Annotated in this window: 15 protein-coding genes; 10 read left to right on the top strand and 5 right to left on the bottom strand. The window is 59.1% G+C overall.

Going from position 1 to position 15,647, the window contains the following annotated elements; genetic code table 11:
* Positions 1-147: 147 nt before the first annotated feature.
* Both rarD and EDC30_RS08210 read right to left on the bottom strand, forming a co-directional pair.
* Positions 148-1,032 (bottom strand): EamA family transporter RarD, encoded by an 885-nt coding sequence (gene rarD, locus EDC30_RS08215; protein ID WP_132258342.1) that lies wholly within the window; start codon positions 1,030-1,032, stop codon positions 148-150.
* Between the two features lie 144 nt (positions 1,033-1,176).
* Positions 1,177-2,535: a dicarboxylate/amino acid:cation symporter gene (locus EDC30_RS08210; protein WP_207907238.1), complete on the bottom strand. Its 1,359-nt coding sequence runs from the start codon at positions 2,533-2,535 to the stop codon at positions 1,177-1,179.
* Between the two features lie 268 nt (positions 2,536-2,803).
* Between EDC30_RS08210 and EDC30_RS08205 the strand changes: the two genes are divergently transcribed.
* Positions 2,804-4,156 carry an alpha/beta fold hydrolase gene (locus tag EDC30_RS08205; protein ID WP_165973764.1) on the top strand — a complete coding sequence of 451 codons (1,353 nt, stop codon included), beginning with the start codon at positions 2,804-2,806 and terminating at the stop codon, positions 4,154-4,156.
* Positions 4,157-4,183: 27 nt separating this feature from the next.
* Here EDC30_RS08205 and EDC30_RS08200 read toward each other — a convergent pair whose 3' ends face one another.
* Together EDC30_RS08200 and EDC30_RS08195 are read right to left on the bottom strand one after the other, a co-directional pair.
* Complete coding sequence (locus tag EDC30_RS08200; protein ID WP_165973763.1) at positions 4,184-5,149, bottom strand: helix-turn-helix transcriptional regulator; 966 nt, start codon at positions 5,147-5,149, stop codon at positions 4,184-4,186.
* 69 nt (positions 5,150-5,218) lie between these two features.
* Positions 5,219-6,256 carry a GGDEF domain-containing protein gene (locus EDC30_RS08195; protein ID WP_132258338.1) on the bottom strand — a complete coding sequence of 346 codons (1,038 nt, stop codon included), beginning with the start codon at positions 6,254-6,256 and terminating at the stop codon, positions 5,219-5,221.
* Between EDC30_RS08195 and EDC30_RS08190 the strand changes: the two genes are divergently transcribed.
* The 7 genes from EDC30_RS08190 to EDC30_RS08160 all read left to right on the top strand — a co-directional run bounded on the left by EDC30_RS08190 (position 6,255) and on the right by EDC30_RS08160 (position 13,610).
* The gene (locus EDC30_RS08190) at positions 6,255-6,476 is read left to right on the top strand and encodes a hypothetical protein (protein WP_132258337.1); all 222 of its coding nucleotides are present in this window, start codon (positions 6,255-6,257) and stop codon (positions 6,474-6,476) included. The genes EDC30_RS08195 and EDC30_RS08190 overlap by 2 nt on opposite strands.
* 264 nt (positions 6,477-6,740) lie before the next feature.
* Positions 6,741-7,436, top strand: a complete 696-nt coding sequence (locus EDC30_RS08185; protein WP_132258336.1) for an RDD family protein — start codon at positions 6,741-6,743, stop codon at positions 7,434-7,436.
* The gene (locus tag EDC30_RS08180) at positions 7,436-8,386 is read left to right on the top strand and encodes a stage II sporulation protein M (protein WP_132258335.1); all 951 of its coding nucleotides are present in this window, start codon (positions 7,436-7,438) and stop codon (positions 8,384-8,386) included. The genes EDC30_RS08185 and EDC30_RS08180 overlap by 1 nt, the downstream gene beginning before the upstream one ends.
* Complete coding sequence (locus tag EDC30_RS08175) at positions 8,386-9,996, top strand: hypothetical protein (RefSeq protein ID WP_132258334.1); 1,611 nt, start codon at positions 8,386-8,388, stop codon at positions 9,994-9,996. The genes EDC30_RS08180 and EDC30_RS08175 overlap by 1 nt, the downstream gene beginning before the upstream one ends.
* Complete coding sequence (locus EDC30_RS08170; protein ID WP_132258333.1) at positions 9,993-11,276, top strand: DUF4350 domain-containing protein; 1,284 nt, start codon at positions 9,993-9,995, stop codon at positions 11,274-11,276. The genes EDC30_RS08175 and EDC30_RS08170 overlap by 4 nt, the downstream gene beginning before the upstream one ends.
* Positions 11,266-12,309 carry an AAA family ATPase gene (locus EDC30_RS08165; RefSeq protein WP_132258332.1) on the top strand — a complete coding sequence of 348 codons (1,044 nt, stop codon included), beginning with the start codon at positions 11,266-11,268 and terminating at the stop codon, positions 12,307-12,309. The genes EDC30_RS08170 and EDC30_RS08165 overlap by 11 nt, the downstream gene beginning before the upstream one ends.
* Positions 12,306-13,610, top strand: a complete 1,305-nt coding sequence (locus EDC30_RS08160; RefSeq protein ID WP_132258331.1) for a DUF58 domain-containing protein — start codon at positions 12,306-12,308, stop codon at positions 13,608-13,610. Before EDC30_RS08165 ends, EDC30_RS08160 begins: the two co-directional genes overlap by 4 nt.
* A gap of 99 nt (positions 13,611-13,709) precedes the next feature.
* On the opposite strand, the gene EDC30_RS08155 is transcribed toward EDC30_RS08160, so the two are convergent.
* A complete protein-coding gene (locus EDC30_RS08155) occupies positions 13,710-14,270 on the bottom strand; it encodes a DUF805 domain-containing protein (RefSeq protein ID WP_207907237.1) in 561 nt (186 codons plus the stop codon).
* Positions 14,271-14,507: 237 nt separating this feature from the next.
* Between EDC30_RS08155 and EDC30_RS08150 the strand changes: the two genes are divergently transcribed.
* Both EDC30_RS08150 and EDC30_RS08145 read left to right on the top strand, forming a co-directional pair.
* Positions 14,508-14,759, top strand: a complete 252-nt coding sequence (locus EDC30_RS08150; protein ID WP_132258330.1) for a YkvA family protein — start codon at positions 14,508-14,510, stop codon at positions 14,757-14,759.
* A gap of 199 nt (positions 14,760-14,958) precedes the next feature.
* Entirely contained in the window at positions 14,959-15,201 is a 243-nt protein-coding gene (locus tag EDC30_RS08145; RefSeq protein ID WP_132258329.1) for a hypothetical protein, read from the top strand.
* Positions 15,202-15,647 lie beyond the last annotated feature (446 nt).

The raw sequence follows: 15,647 nt of genomic DNA, 5'->3' as shown, positions 1-15,647 counted from the left end.
TCAGATGACTTCAATGGAAAGGTGGAAGCATACCCGATATGTCACCCGAGATGAAATCCGGTGCGCTCAGCGCATGACAGTTGATTGGCTTTAATCCCGTGTTCGGATCAGGCGGCAATTCTCGTTGCCGTTGAACCTGGGGATGGCTCAGGGCACGGCGGCTCTTCTTGTCCAGCTGCGCCACAGTCCTTCGCAGGAATACATCGCCAGGCCGCTCCAGATCAGCGCGAATCCCACCAGGCGCGCGCCGCTGAAGGGTTCATGGTAAAGCGCTACGCCCAGCAGGAATTGAATGGTGGGTGCAATGTACTGCAGCAAGCCGAGCACCGACATCGGGATGCGGCGCGCGCCGGCGGCGAACATCAGCAGCGGAATCGCCGTGATGGGCCCGGATGCTGCCAGCAGCAATTGCTCGGTCACGGGGGCGCTGCCGACGGCGTCGTTGCCGCTCGTGTATTGCCAGCCAAGGTAAGCAAGTGCCACCGGAAACATCAGCAGGGTTTCCATCGTCAAGCCTTCCATCGCCCCCAGCGCGGCCGTCTTGCGCAATAAGCCATAGGAGCCAAAGGTCATAGCCAGCACTAGCGCGACCCAGGGCAAGCCGCCGCTTTGCCAAGCCAGCCATGCCACGCCGGCGGCCGCCAGGCCGACTGCGCCCCACTGCAGCGGCCGCAGCCGTTCCTTCAATAGGAGCAGACCGAGCATGACATTGACGAGCGGCGTAATGAAATATCCCAGGCTGGCATCGACCACCCGCCCTTCGCCAACCGCCCAGATATACACGAACCAGTTCACGGATAGCAAAAGCGCACTGGCTGCGAAGCCGCCGACTACCTTCATGTCGCGCAGTGCCCGGCCCAGCCATGCCCAATGACGACGCGTCGTCAAGACGATGGCTAAAAATGCCAGCGACCACACCACGCGGTGCATCAGGACTTGCAAAGGCGGCACGTGATGCAGCGCTTTGAAGTACAGGGGGAACAAGCCCCATGCCGTATAGGCGGTGGCGGCATAAGCAAGTCCGGGATTCATCGATTAGATAAGGGGTGTGAGAAGCAGAGGAGCATTATCGCACCTTTGCCGATTTGCCACTTTTCCTCGACTTGAATGCGCTATCGACTTGCCATCCACGCCGGGTTTGAATGCCAGTGTACGGGCATTCAGGCAGTGGATCGATCAAGCGCTTTTTTCATCCCTCTCGAGTTTTTCAGCGACGATTTCTTCGGGGGCATCCGCTTCTTCGGCAGATTCATGTTCAAGGTGTGAGCGCATGCGGTCCATATCGAGGTCGCCCGTCCATTTGGCTACCACCAGCGTTGCCACGCTATTGCCGATCAGGTTAGTCAGCGCCCGGGCTTCCGACATGAAGCGGTCGATACCCAGAATGAGCGCCAGGCCGGCAACCGGAACATGGCCGACTGCGGCCAGGGTGGCAGCCAACACGATGAACCCGCTGCCCGTCACGCCGGCGGCGCCCTTGGAGGTCACCACCAGCACCGCCAACAGCGTCAGCTGCTGCATCAGCGTCATGTGCGTATCGGTTGCCTGAGCGACAAACACTGCAGCTAGGGTGAGGTAAATCGACGTGCCATCGAGATTGAAGGAGTAACCCGTCGGTATCACCAGGCCCACGACGGATTTTTTCGCGCCAAGGTTTTCCATCTTTGCCATGATGCGCGGCAGTACCGATTCGGAGGAAGATGTCCCGAGAACGATGAATAATTCTTCCTTGATGTACTTAATCAGTTTCCAGACGCGGAAGCCATGAAAGCGGGCGATGGTGCCCAGCACGACAAAGATGAACAGCAGGCAGGTTGCGTAAAAGGTACCCATCAGCTTGCCTAATGAAATCAGCGAGCCGACGCCGTATTTCCCGATCGTAAACGCCATGGCGCCGAAGGCCCCGATCGGCGCGACTCTCATGATGATGCCGACGATGCCAAACAATACCGAGCCGGTCTTTTCAATCAGGTGAAACACCATGTTGTCGCGGCCACCGAAACGATGCAGGGCGAAGCCGAACAGGATGGCAAACAGTAAAACCTGGAGAATATTGCCCTTGGCAAAAGCATCCACCACACTGGATGGGATGATGTTCAGAAAAAAATCCGTCGTGCTTTCCATCTTGCCCGGCCCGGTATAGGCGGCCAAGCCCTTGATATCCAGCGAAGCCGGATCGACATGCATGCCCGTGCCCGGTTGTACCAGGTTGACGATGGCAAGCCCGATGAGCAAGGCGATCGTACTCACCACTTCAAAATAAATCAGCGCCAGGCCACCGGTTTTGCCGACCTTTTTCATGTCTTCCATGCCGGCGATGCCGATCACGACGGTACAGAAAATGATGGGCGCGATGATCATCTTGATCAGCTTGATGAAGCCATCGCCAAGCGGCTTCATCGCCGCGCCGGTTTCAGGGTAAAAGTGCCCGAGCAAGACGCCAAGGATAATGGCGACGATGACCTGGAAATAGAGCGACCGGTACAAAGGTGGTTTTTGCCTTGTGGCGCCCTGAGCTGATGCAGAGTGTTGCAAGATATTGCCTCTCAGCTAGTCATGAATAGATGGGTAACCCATCAAGATCATACGCCGATAAATCTGCGCACGTACGCTAATTGCGCAACTTACGGCATCGAATTGCCGCAGCTTTTTCCCTTCATTGAGCTCAAGAAATTTTTATGCGATTCCGCCTCCGGCATATCGTCATCTCATGCATTTGCGTGATGGAGGTCGCCGGCGGATTTGCGTAATGTGTGATTCCCCAAAGTGGCTGACAAGCCACGTTCATCACAGGAGACACACCATGACAATCGCAAGAAGATTATTGACCATGCTGGGCCTGGCCGGCGCGACATTGCTGGCCGGCTGCGGCGGCGGTTCTTCCTCGCCGGAGGCGGCGCTCACCAGCGGCGCCTCGACCGCCGTCACCACGACCACCACGACGACACTCAGCCCGGTGGCCACGCTCGGAGAAGGCGCGGTCATTATCAATGGCACCTCGCCATCCGATCCGAAGGAAAGCATCTACGTGCGCAAGGTCGGCCATGGCCCGCACACCATCGTGCTGGTGCCGGGTAATAACACCTCGGGCGCGACCTTCGAAGGCATGCTGGCAGCCTTCCGCGCGGTGGATGCCTTCAACGATGCTTACACCGTGTACACCTTCGACTATCGCGGCAGCGGCAAGTCGAGCTACAACCGCAAGATCACTTCGCTGCGCGACTTCGCGCTCGACTTTGAAAAAGTCATGAACAGCATTGCCGATTTTCCGACGTCGGGCGTGACGCTGGTCGGCTATTCGCTCGGTTTTGGCGTGGCGCTCGAAATGGTGATCGCCAATCCCAACCGCTACGCCAACCTGGTGGGGCTGGCCGGCATCGGCACGCGCGGCGTGCGCGTCTCCTTCAACGCCGGACAAGCCGGCACCGACCCGCTCGGACAAGTCTGGGCGGACGGCGACTGGGTGCCGGTGACCGATGACGCCAAGGGCATCGTCGCCACCGAATTCCAGCAACGCTCCTGGCAGGGCGATCAGCGTACCTTCACCAATGTGCAGAATATCTGGGACATGCTGGTGTATAACGATATCCTCAAGTACGACATTACCCAGGCCTTCACCCCGGCGGCAATCACCGACCCGGCCTTCCGTTCCTCGCCGAATTACACCAATTCGCTGTACGACGGCTTCAACATCCAGTACATGCCCGAGTCGCTCTATTACGCGCACAAGTTCAACGTATCGGGCAGCAACGTCGTCAAGCCGGTCGCCAATGGCGATGGCACGCCGGTGACGATTCCCGGCGATGGCCGCCTGGGTACGCTGCTGAGCGGGAAGAAAGCCATGCTGGCCAAGGCCAGCACGGACTTTGCAACATGGCGCGGCGACCAGGTCATTTACGACAATTACACGGCGACCTCGAAGTATGACTTGAAGCAGGCCGGCGCCACGGTCGACGCGGTCATGATCAATCCCAATCAGGGCTTCGACCATGGCTTCCCGGTCGGCAAGCCGCTGGAGACAGTGCGCCTGATCGATGCCTTCATCAAGGGCACGTTAACTGCAGCGAGCGCCCCGACGGCATTGGGCGGCGCGACGGTGAATTTCTATCCGAATGCGGAAACGGCGTGGGAGACCAGCGTCTTCACCGGCTTGTAATGCGCCAAATTCTGGCGGAGTGAAGACTCAGGGCGACAGCGTCATCAGGCGCTGCGCCAGCTCAGCCTTGTCATGCACGTCCAGCTTGGCGTAGGCATTGCTGAGCTGGCTGCGCACGGTATGCGGCGACACGCCCAGTTCGCGGGCGATTTCCTTGTTGCTCATGCCGGCGGCAAAGCGGCGCGCCACGGCATATTCGCCTGGCGTCAGCCTGCCGCGCTGCTCGATGGCGCACGCCACGCACACCAGCCAGGCATCCTCGCGCCGCATCGTCACTTCAATGCGGCGGCCGCGGTAAGGCTGACCGCGTTCAGCGCTGTCAAGCAAGGGCTGTGGCAGGCTTTTGTGTCCGCCGCTCGGCCATTCGTGCTCCAGCAAGGCATGAAACTGCGGATCGGCCGCCTCGATCAAGCCGCGCGGATTGACCAATGCCGAGGCACGCCGCGCATGCTGCGGGTCTTGCCGGTCCAGCGCAACCGCACGGTTGATATCCACCGCGCGCGAGACATGGAACCACGCCGCATGCAGCAAATCCGCTTCAAGTTCCTGGAACGCCCGATTGTCGCTACGGTACAGCACCAGCCAGCGGCCGCTGCGCTCGGCGCTGGGCGCGTCACCGTACAGCATCAGGTGACGCAGCTGGTGCTTATGCGCGAAAGCGTCGACTTGTTCATGCTGCCGGTTCGCATACACGGCCTGGCAATCCACCGGCATGGGGCTGGCCAGGCCGGCAAGGAAGGCGCCGGTGACCGGGTCGGTGGCCGAGACAGTCTCGTAATCGGCCAGGAGCGATGCGTCACGGTTATGGATATGGGCATGGACGATCTGCAGATTGGCCTGCGCCTCGGTCTGGCTTTCTCCCATGCCGAATACGGCGCCATCGAAATCGATCCACGGTTGCAGCAATCGCAGCACCTCTTCCGGAAAGCGCTGCAAGGAGGCGTTTTCCGCTACATGGTAAAGGTCGATGAGAGTGCGGGAAAAAGCCTGCATCCAAAAGCTCCGCATGCACCGGCACCAAAAGTGCCACGGCAGGATCAACAGAAAGATATCAGGATATTATCAGAAGAACTCGACGCTATCGTTCGATACGCCAGAGTGCAGCAAGCCATTGGCGACCAGCTCTTCATACTGGCATACCTGGTTGCGGCCATGGGTCTTGGCATAGTAAAGCGCCTGATCGGCATGGCCGAGCAGCACCACCGGCGTTTGCGCCGAAATCTTTACGAAGCCGAGGCTGACCGTGACCTGGCCGACTTGGGGGAAATTGAATTGCGCGACGCTGGCGCGGAAACGTTCGAAAATCCGCCGCGCATCGTCGAGCGTCGCCGAGCGCAGCAGGATCATGAATTCCTCGCCGCCGAAGCGGAAGATGCGGTCCTGGGCGCGGAAGGAAGCGCGCAGCAGGTTTGCCACCAGGATCAGCACCTCGTCGCCATACAGGTGGCCGAAGGTATCGTTGATGCGCTTGAAGTGGTCGATATCGACCATCGCCATCCAGTGTTCACGTGCCTCGTCGCTATTGCGCCGCTCGCCATCGTTCGCGCTATTGCTATCTGGCGGCGCGATATAGGCAGTCATCTTCGAGAATTTTTCATCGAAGGTCTTGCGGTTCAACAGGCCGGTCAGCGAGTCGCGCTCGCTGTAATCCAGGAGGCTCTGGAAATTGCGGTACACGTTCAGGATGCCTGCCATCACATCCTTCGTCGAATGCGTGTATGGCGCCGTGTTGACGATATGCAGGCAAGTGCTGACCTTGTCGTTCAGCCAGACCGGCACCCACAGCGCATAGTCGCCATTGGGCGTATCTTCTTCTACGCTGTCGAGATGCTTTTCAATGCAGTTGACCAGCGCCGGGAAGTCGGCAAGCGGTTCACCGTTTTGCTCGCCGTCGGCGAGGTCATCCACCGAAACGGCTTTGCCTTCCTTGAGCCATACGCGCGGCCGCACAAACAATTCATCGCGCACACGGAAAATTTCGAGGACACGCGCCTGGCTGGCGCCCACCAGATCGCTGAGCGCGGAGATGACGGAAATATCAAGCAGGTTGTGATCACGGTGTCCCGTGATTTCTACCAGATGTTTTAAAAGGTTTTCCATGCTCGGTGTCTGGGCCATTGCCGCCTTTCATGTGCCGGCTTTTTATACCGGAACGCGCGGATTTGGGCGCGCACATGTCAGCGGCAAACATTTGCAATCGATCGGCTTTGACTTGAACCTGAAACAGGCGCCGTGGCGGCAATACGCAAGCATGAACCGATTGCTTTTCATTCTATATGAGTTTCCTGAAAAGAACGGTAATGTTGATCTGGAGCAATAATTTTGTGGCGCAGCTTGCACGAATCACTTACTTTCTTTACGGCGCGGAGGCTTCAACATAAAGCCTAGGTGCTTCGTACCATAATAAATAATTCCAGACGGAAACTAAATCCCTTTTTTGTGGCTATTTGTTAAATTTTTTAGAACATACGCCATAGGCTGTTGTGCGCACGACGCATCCATGTTGCATTTATGGACATAAAAAAGGTGAACTCGTAGACTGTGTGCCGGTAAATATGTCCTGGTGACAAAAAATAACGCTTCCATGTCTTTCCAAGCAAATTTGATCGATGGCCGATTGTCACTGACGACCCCCGAGGGTGTGCGCTTGTTATTGACGCCTGCGGGAGCCGCGACCCGCGCCTGGGCCTGGGCCTGGGCGATCGATCTCATGATCTGGCTGATGGCGATATGGGCGCTGGCGATGGTCTTGCTTGGATCGAAGGTCGGCCAGGGCGTGTATCTGGTGCTGCTGTTCGTCAGCTACTGGGGCTATCCGATCCTGTGCGAGGTGTATTGCGGCGGGCGCACGCTGGGCAAGCGCATCATGGGCATAGAAGTGGTTCGTGCCGACGGATTGCCGGTCGGCTGGCGTGAATCCGCTTTGCGCAACCTGATGCTGGTGGCGGACTTTCTTCCCGCGATGTATTTCGCCGGCTTGTTATCCATGTTATTCGATGGCCGCAGCCGACGCCTTGGCGACATCGTCGCCGGCACGCAAGTCGTCTACACGGATAAGGGCCAGGAGCGCAGCCAGCTTGCCGTTGGCGTGCCGCCGCTTGCTGCGCCTTTTCCGCTTACGCCCGAGCAGCAACGGGCCCTGGTGGATTTGTTCGAGCGTGAAAAGACCCTATCCCCGGAGCGGCTAGAAGAATTGGGCTCGCTGGCTGAACCGCTGACCGGGCTGACAGGGGCGGCATCGCTGCAGCGCTTGCGCGGCATCGTGGCAGGGCTGACCTGATGAAGCAAAAACAGTTCGAGGCCGAGCACGCCGACTTGTGGAACGAGATCACCGCCATCTTGCAGAACAAGACGCATGAGGCCGCGCCGCAATTGCCGGCGCTGTACCGGCGCTTGTGCCAATGCCTGGCGCTGGCCGGGCAGCGCGGGTATTCGCCGCTTCTGACAGGTTATCTGCAGCGGCTGGTATCGGATTGTCATCGGCATTTGTATGGCGCCGCCGCCGAGCGCCCGCAGACCTTGCGTGACTGGCTGCTGCAGGAAATGCCGCGCCAGGTGCGCCGAGAATGGCGCCTGCTGCTGTTGGCTCTGGTCGGGTTCTGGGGCGTGGCGCTGGCGCTGGGCTGGCTGGTATGGGTCAAGCCCCACTGGGCTTATGCCTTCATGTCGCCGCAACAGCTGCAGGATTTTCAGGCGATGTACCAGCCGGGGAAGATGAATCTCGGTCGCGGCGGCAGCGAAAGCGACGTGATGATGTTCGGCTTTTATATCTGGAATAACGTCTCGATCGGCTTTCGCACCTTCGCGGCCGGACTTTTCGGCGGCATTCCCGCCTTGCTCAGCATCGTATTTAACGGCATGCATCTGGGCGTGGTGGCGAGTTGGCTGGGCAAGGACCCGGCCACACGCGAAACCTTCAGCGCCTTCGTCATTACCCATGCCAGTTTCGAAGTCACCGGCCTGCTGCTGTCCGGCCTGGCAGGAATGCGGCTGGGGCTGTCGCTGATCGCGCCGGGCCGGCTGACACGCCGGCATGCGCTTTTATCCGCCGCCAGGGCGATGTTCCCGGTGATCGTCGGAGCCGCCATGCTGACCGTGCTGGCGGCTTTCGTCGAAGCGTTCTGGTCGGCCAGCGGCAATATCTCTGTCGAAGTGAAATACGTCGTGGGCACGATCTGCTGGATTGCCGTGATCGCCTTTTTTTCGCTGGCAGGAAGGGCAGGCCGATAATGGAACTCGAAAAGCTGCGCATCGATCTGCGTCCGCGCCCGAATGCGCTGGCGCTTGAGCTCGGCATGGCCTTGCTGCGCGCGCATGCCGGCACCGTCTATGCGGCATGGCTGGCGCTATGGCTGCCGCTTGTCGCGCTGGCGGCTGCTCTCGCGTACTGGTTTCCCGAGCATGGCACCTGGTGGCTGGTTCTGCCATGGTGGTTACGGCCCTTGCTGGAGCGCGCTCCGCTATACATTTTGTCGCGCCAGGTATTCGGCGAAAACGTGACATGGCGGCAAGCCCTGCGTGCCTGGCCGCGCCAGCTCAAGGGTGGATGGTTCCGGCTGCTGACCTGGTGGCGTCCGTTTGTTCCCAGCCGCGGCCTGTACCAGCCAATCTGGCAGCTCGAAGGCGCAAACAGCGCAACGGCGGCGGCGCGCCGCGCCATCATCGGCAGCGGCGGGACATCGCGTTCGGCATACTGGTTCGGCATCGCCTGCGCGCATCTGGAAGTGATTCTGCAGATCGGCTTGATTGCCTTTATCGGCATCTTCCTGACCAATGAAAACTCCATCAACCCATTTGCCTATCTGTTTGGCGAATTCTCGAGCGAGCCATCGCGGCTGATGCTGGCGCTTAGTTTCGGCGGCTACGCCTTAAGCGGCGGCATCATCGGCCCGATTTATGCAGCCTGCTGCTTCACGCTGTATCTGAGCCGCCGCGCGACACTGGAAGCTTGGGATATCGAAATCACGCTGCGCCAGCTGAAGGCGCCGCCGGCATACCGCGGCATCAGTGCCGTGGCGGCAGCGGTCAGCCTGATGCTGGCCTGCGTATCGGCGGGCTCACTGGCGAGCTGGCCCGCCGCTGCAAACGCGGCAACGCCCGCCAAGCCGCCTGCCGCTTTTCAGCAATGCGCCGAGCCAGAATGGGCCAACTCCAGGCCCACGCCGCGCATTCCCGACCATAATACCGAGCAAGCCCGGCTGCGGCGGGAAATCGAGCAACTGTATCAAAGCGATGACTTGCGCAATTACCGTTGCATGGAGACGTGGGAGCCGAAGGCAAGCACAAAGGAGAAAGAAGTAAAGGACCCGGCGCCGGATTTGCCGAATCTGGAGGTGGTCGCTGAAATCATCCGGATTACATTGATTGCGGCGGCGCTCATGCTGGTGGCGTGGCTGCTCTACCGCTACCGCGGCCAGCTCGCCGGCATGTTCCAGTCAGCCAAGCCCTTGCCTGCGACTGAAATCGGCGGTCTCGACATCCGGCCTGAAAGCCTGCCGGACGATATTGTCGGTAACGTGCTGGCGTTATGGCAAAGAGGCGAGCGGCGCGGCGCGCTGGCCTTGCTTTATCGCGCAACGGTTTCCCGCCTGACCACCGAGGATGGCTTGCTGCTGACGCGCGGCGCGACCGAGGCGGATTGCCTGCGTCTGGCCCGGATCGCATGCCGTCAACAGCAGCTGGGCACGGGGCGCTTGCAGGTGACCGATACTGTCACTGCTCTTTGGCTGGACGGCGCATACGGCGACCGCTGGCCGGCCACGGAAACCCTCAGCGCCAGTTGCATGAGCTGGCATGAGCAGTTTGGCCGCAACCTGCCTGGCAAGGCGGTGGCAGCATGAGTTACAAGCATCGTCAGTGGCTATATGCCGCAATGACGCTCTTGGTGATCGGCGCCGGTTGCCTGTGGTGGTTCAGCGCTTTTGAAAGGCGCTGGGTGGCGCGCCCCTATACTTCCGACTCCCTGCGCAACAATCCCATGCTGGCCAGCACCCGCCTGCTGACGAACCATGGCTTCACCGTCAGGGATGAGACGACATTGCGCGAAGCGCTGCTCAAGCCGCTTCCCGACGGCACCTTGCTCATCGCGGAAAACGGCGGCATGGTCAGCCCCGAGCAAGCCAATCTGTTGCTGGCCTGGGTCCGCAAGGGCAATACGCTCATCATGCGGCCCAAATGGGGCAGCGATGCCGACGACGATCGCGATGACGATAGTCAGGCTGCGGCTCAGCGCGGCAGTAACGTCGCCAAAGTGGAAACGGATCCTGTCGCCGCCCGGTTCGGCGTGACGTTAAAGCACGCGAAGTGTGAATGCAAAAAAAAGGAATCGGCATCGGCGAAGGAATCCAGCCTCTTTACTCCTCCTGAAATCAAAGGCAAGGCAGCCGATCGGCTGACGGACTTCACGCCGCCGGGCGCAGGCTATGCGTTGCAGCTCGACGTCTCTTATGTCGGCATGCGGTCCGGTAAGGCGCATCCCGCGCCGCTGCACGGCGACGTCGCCGGCGATGCGGTACGTGTCTATGCGGAAGGGCGCGGACACGTCGTGCTGGTGGCGCAGAATTATTTCAATAACCGTCAGCTCGCCCGTTACGATCACGCCGAAATGCTGCTGGGACTTGCCCAGCTGAGGCAAGGCGCGCACACCGGCAAACCGTCTGCCGCTCACTTCATCATCGTGCGCGACATCGATATGGTGAAATGGTACCAAGCCCTCTGGGATAATTTCCGCCCCGCCCTGATTGGCGCAGTCTGCCTGCTGTTGCTGATGCTGTGGACGGCGCTGCGCCGCTTCGGGCCGATCTTGCCGGAACCGACGCTGGAGCGGCGCTCGCTGATCGAGCATATCGATGCCAGCGGCCGCTGGCTCTGGAAGCTCAAGGGCGGCCGCGAACTGCTGCTGGAAGCAGCCCGCGCTGCTGCCAACAAGGCATGGCAACGGCGCAGCCCCGAGTTGCTGCGTCGGCATCCGGACGAGCAAATCGAACGCCTGGCGAAGGCCAGCAATCTTGCCGTCGCCGATGTGGCGGACGCCTTGCGTCATCCGGCCGGCAAGACGCCCGCCGCCTTCACCCGTCAAATTCACACTCTTCGACAATTGAGAAAATCCCATGAGCGCTAATCCGGTTTCCGCCACTGCCGCCACCAATGCCGCAACTGTCGCCGTCACAGCCACGCCGTCCGGCGTGCAGCCCGAGCATCTTCAGCAAGCCATCGATATCGTGCAGCGCATGCGTGCCCAGATCAGCCAGGCGATGGTCGGGCAGCAAGCCGTAATCGATCAGGTATTGGCGTGCTGTCTCGCCGGCGGTCACGTCTTGATCGAAGGCGTGCCGGGCTTGGGCAAGACACTCCTGGTCAGAGCGCTGGCCCGCACTTTTTCGGGCAGCTTTTCCCGCATCCAGTTCACGCCGGACCTGATGCCGGCGGACGTGATGGGCCACTCGGTGTATGACATGAAGAATCAGACCTTCAGCGTACGTAAGGGGCCGGTTTTTACTCACTTGCTGCTGGCCGATGAAATCAACCGGGCGCCTGCCAAGACCCAGTCTTCGCTGCTGGAAGCCATGCAGGAGCGGCAGGTGACGATCGAAGGCGAGTCGCATGCGCTGGCCGCGCCGTTCATGGTATTGGCCACGCAAAATCCATTGGAAAATGAAGGCACCTATCCCTTGCCGGAAGCGCAGCTCGATCGCTTCCTGGTGAAAGTGCGCATCGGTTACCCGAGCCAGGAAGAGGAAGTGGCCATGCTGCAGACCGTCACCCGTAACCGCATCGGCGACGGCCTCGATGTCGGGCAGGTTAACAGTCTCGTCAAGCCGGCCACCATCGTGACCTTGCAGCAGCTTGTCGCGCAGATCCGCGTCGATGCCGCCGTGGCGGAATACGCTGTCCGGCTGGTGCGCGCCACGCGTGATTGGCCGGGACTGGCAGTGGGCGCCGGCCCGCGCGGCTCGATTGCGCTGGTTCGCATTGCCCGCGCCATGGCCTTGATGGCGGGCCGCGACTATGTCACGCCGGCCGATATCAAGGCCGCTGTGCTGCCGGTGCTGCGCCATCGCGTCGCGCTGTCGCCGGAAAGCGAACTGGATGGCCTCAGCAGCGATGATTTGCTGGCCGCGCTGATGGAACAAGTCGCCGCGCCGCGCGCATGATTCCCTCGCGCCGATTGCTGTACCTGGCGGCGGCCTGGACGCTGCTGGGCTTGGCAGCCAGCTTCTGGAAACCGCTCGATCAGCTTTGGCTGGGCGGTGGCGTGGCGCTATTGCTGGCATGCGCCATCGATGCCTGGCTGGCGAGGACGGCGCCGCCGCTGCAGGTCGAGCGCCGGCTAGCAGGCGTGTGGCCGGTCGATGTCTGGAATGCGGTAACGCTGACCTTGCATAATGAAGGCGCCCGCGCACTGGATGTTGAACTGATGGATGACTACCCGACTGCGTGGGGCATGGAAGGGCTGCCGCATGCCACCCGTATCGAAAGCGGCAAATTCGCTTCTGTTACTTACCGGCTTTGCCCCGACCGGCGTGGCGATGCCAGCTTTGGTGAGGCCCATATCCGCGTCGGCTCGCCGCTGGGATTGTGGCAGCGCCGCTACCGGCTGGGCCAACACGATGTGGTCAAGGTATTCCCGGACTTTTCCAAGCTGCTCGGTCATGCGCTGACCGCGACTGACCGTCGCGCGCCGACGGCAGGATCGATCCGCAAGCGCCGGCGCGGCGAAGGCACGGATTTCCGCCAGTTGCGCGAATACCGCCAGGGCGACAGCTTGCGCGCGATCGACTGGAAAGCCACGGCGCGCCTGCAAAAGCCGATCACCCGGGAATACCGGGAAGAGCGCGATCAGCAAGTCGTATTCTTGCTGGATACCGGACGGCGCATGCTGGCCCGGGATGGCACGCATGCGCATTTCGACCATGCCTTGAATGCTGTCCTGACCCTCGGCTTTGTGGCGCAACGGCAGGGCGATGCGGTCGGCCTGATGAGCTTTGGCGCGGAAACACGCTGGATGAGTCCGGCCAAGGGAAGAACCGGGCTGGATCGCCTCATGTCCGGCATCTATGATGTGCAGGCCGGCGAGGCGGCGCCGGACTACCTGCAGGCGGCGGGTGCATTGCTCAAGCGCTTGGGCAAGCGCGCCTTCGTCGTCGTCATCACCAATTTGCGCGATGAAGACGATCATGCCATGCGCGCCGCATGCGAGTTGCTGGCTTCCCGTCACCTCGTGCTGTGCGCCAGCCTGCGCGAGCGCATCCTGGATAACGCCATCGAGGCGCCGGTGTTGCAGTTCAATGACGCCTTGCGTCATTGCGCAACGGCCTTGTATCTCGAACAGCGCAGCGATGCCATCCGCCGGCTTGGCATGCGTGCCGGGCAGTTGATCGATGTGGTGCCGGAAAAGCTGGGAATGGTGCTGGTGAACCGCTATCTGGACATCAAGGAAAGCGGCCAGCTTTAATACGACTTTCGACATGCCTCTCGCGGCTCAGTGCTGCCCTGATAACGGCATGTCGATTAGCACGTTCAGCCGGACAGTGCCTGCCCGGCCGAATGCAGATCAGGGACGAATGGTTTGCTGGATTTCGGCAGCCTTGGCGCGCATGACATAGCTTTGGTATGCCGGAATCGCAATCGCGGCAAGAATGCCAATCACGCAGAAAAATACTGGCATCGCCAAGCCGAAAATGACGATTGCGCGTGAATTCTTGACCGGGCGCGGACCGAAGCGATTGGTTGTCGGCGTGCCGGCAGCGAAAACCATGTAGAGCCCAAGAATGACATTGGCCAGCGGGATGAGCATCAATAGCGACATCCAGCCGGAATGATCGAGATCGTTCAGGCGCCGCTTGGCCATGATGAAGGCTAGAGCGAAAGAGGGAATGTAGATGGCGATTCCCAACACGATCATGGCCACGGCTGGGTTTTGCGTGACGCCGACGACAATCGCGCTGAACACGCCGCCAATCACCAGCACGATCAATGACAGTGCGAATGAATAGGCCAGGTAACGGATGCGGCCTATCCTGCCATGCAAGGAAAATATCGACGGTTCGTAAGTGATGTCATCCGCCGCCGGAGCGGTTAATACGGCATCTGGTGCCAAATAGGGATTATCCAATGCTGTCTCCTCTTTTTAATACTGGTTGTTAAGGATTGGTAGAAGAAGGCATTGTTGCCTTTCTTCTAATCCGATTGTGCCATAGCGTTTTTGTAAGTTAAAACCTTGGCAAGTTTAACCGTGCAAAAAAGATACATTTGAAAAGAAGAATTAAGAGGAGACTTTGCTTAACTGAACGTCTGCTTTTTAACAGTATCTAAGTTTTCCTTCGTTTATTTTTACGAACAGGATTTACGAATGAAAAGGCTGTTAATGATTTTGTGGCGTACAAGCAGGACGGATTTGCGTCTCGCCTGGTATGCACTGCGCCATCCCTCGCGGCCTGCATGGTTGCTGCCGGCTTTAATCGGACTCGGGTTATATGCCTTATCGCCGCTGAGTTATGCCATTCCACTGCTTGGTGCGGTGGACGATCTGGTGGTGGTGCCGTTACTGCTGCACGGCTTGCTTAAACTTTTACCAGACCCGATACGCATGTATCAACACTGATACATGTAACAGAAATGGTATAGCTATCTTATAAAAAATGAACTCATGTAAAGGATTTTGTGGCTGGCAAAAATCAATGGCAACAAGTTCGCGATTTTATATTTGAAGAAAAATGAAAATGGCGAACCGTTATCGAACTTATTATTTCGATCACAGTCTAGATAGCACAATGTATAACTATTTATTGAAAGGAAATAACATGAAGCATTCCTCGAAAATGGTGTTGGCAGTGGCTGTCTTGAGCGCATTCCTTGTTGGTTGCCAGCGTGGCGATCAGGGCGGTACCGGTTCGAGCGGCAGCAGTTCCGGTGGCAGCAGCATGTCTAGCGGTTCTTCAGGTTCCAGCGGTACGGGCGGCACTGGCAGCACTTCGGGCGGTATGACCGGTGGTGGCACTTCCGGCGGCTCGTCGAGCGGTTCTTCGGGCACCGGCTCGCGTTAATTTCCCGTCTTCGTTTGTCGCCATGCTTGCTCATGGCGACAAACAATCTATTTCCACTAAGACTTCCTACTGAAATCCATATCTGAATATTGGATAGGATTTTCTCCCTGCCGTGTGAGCATTACTGATTCACGCGTCTGTCATATTTATTTCGCATTCCTTCCTCTCTGTATTGATTCTCCTTGTTGACGTAAACGCTGCTCCTGTAGCCGTTTGTTCTTGCTCTACATCAGGCGAGACGCAAGTGGGAACTGGCTGAATGACCAGTCCATGAGGGTATCGTAAAAATACGGTATCGCCGCCCATGTGATTGTCATTGCGATAATAATTCCGCCTGCCTGCATATCAGGTATTCAGACGACAAATAAGGCCGCAAGAGCCATAACAAAAATCCCCTTACATTGTTTCTACAATGCAACCAATCAAGGAGAACTTCAGTATGCGCA

Origin of the sequence: Paucimonas lemoignei, from assembly GCF_004342585.1 — a bacterium.
GTDB classification, from domain to species: Bacteria; Pseudomonadota; Gammaproteobacteria; order Burkholderiales; family Burkholderiaceae_D; genus Paucimonas; species Paucimonas lemoignei.
This window is presented reverse-complemented; position numbering and strand designations above follow the sequence as displayed.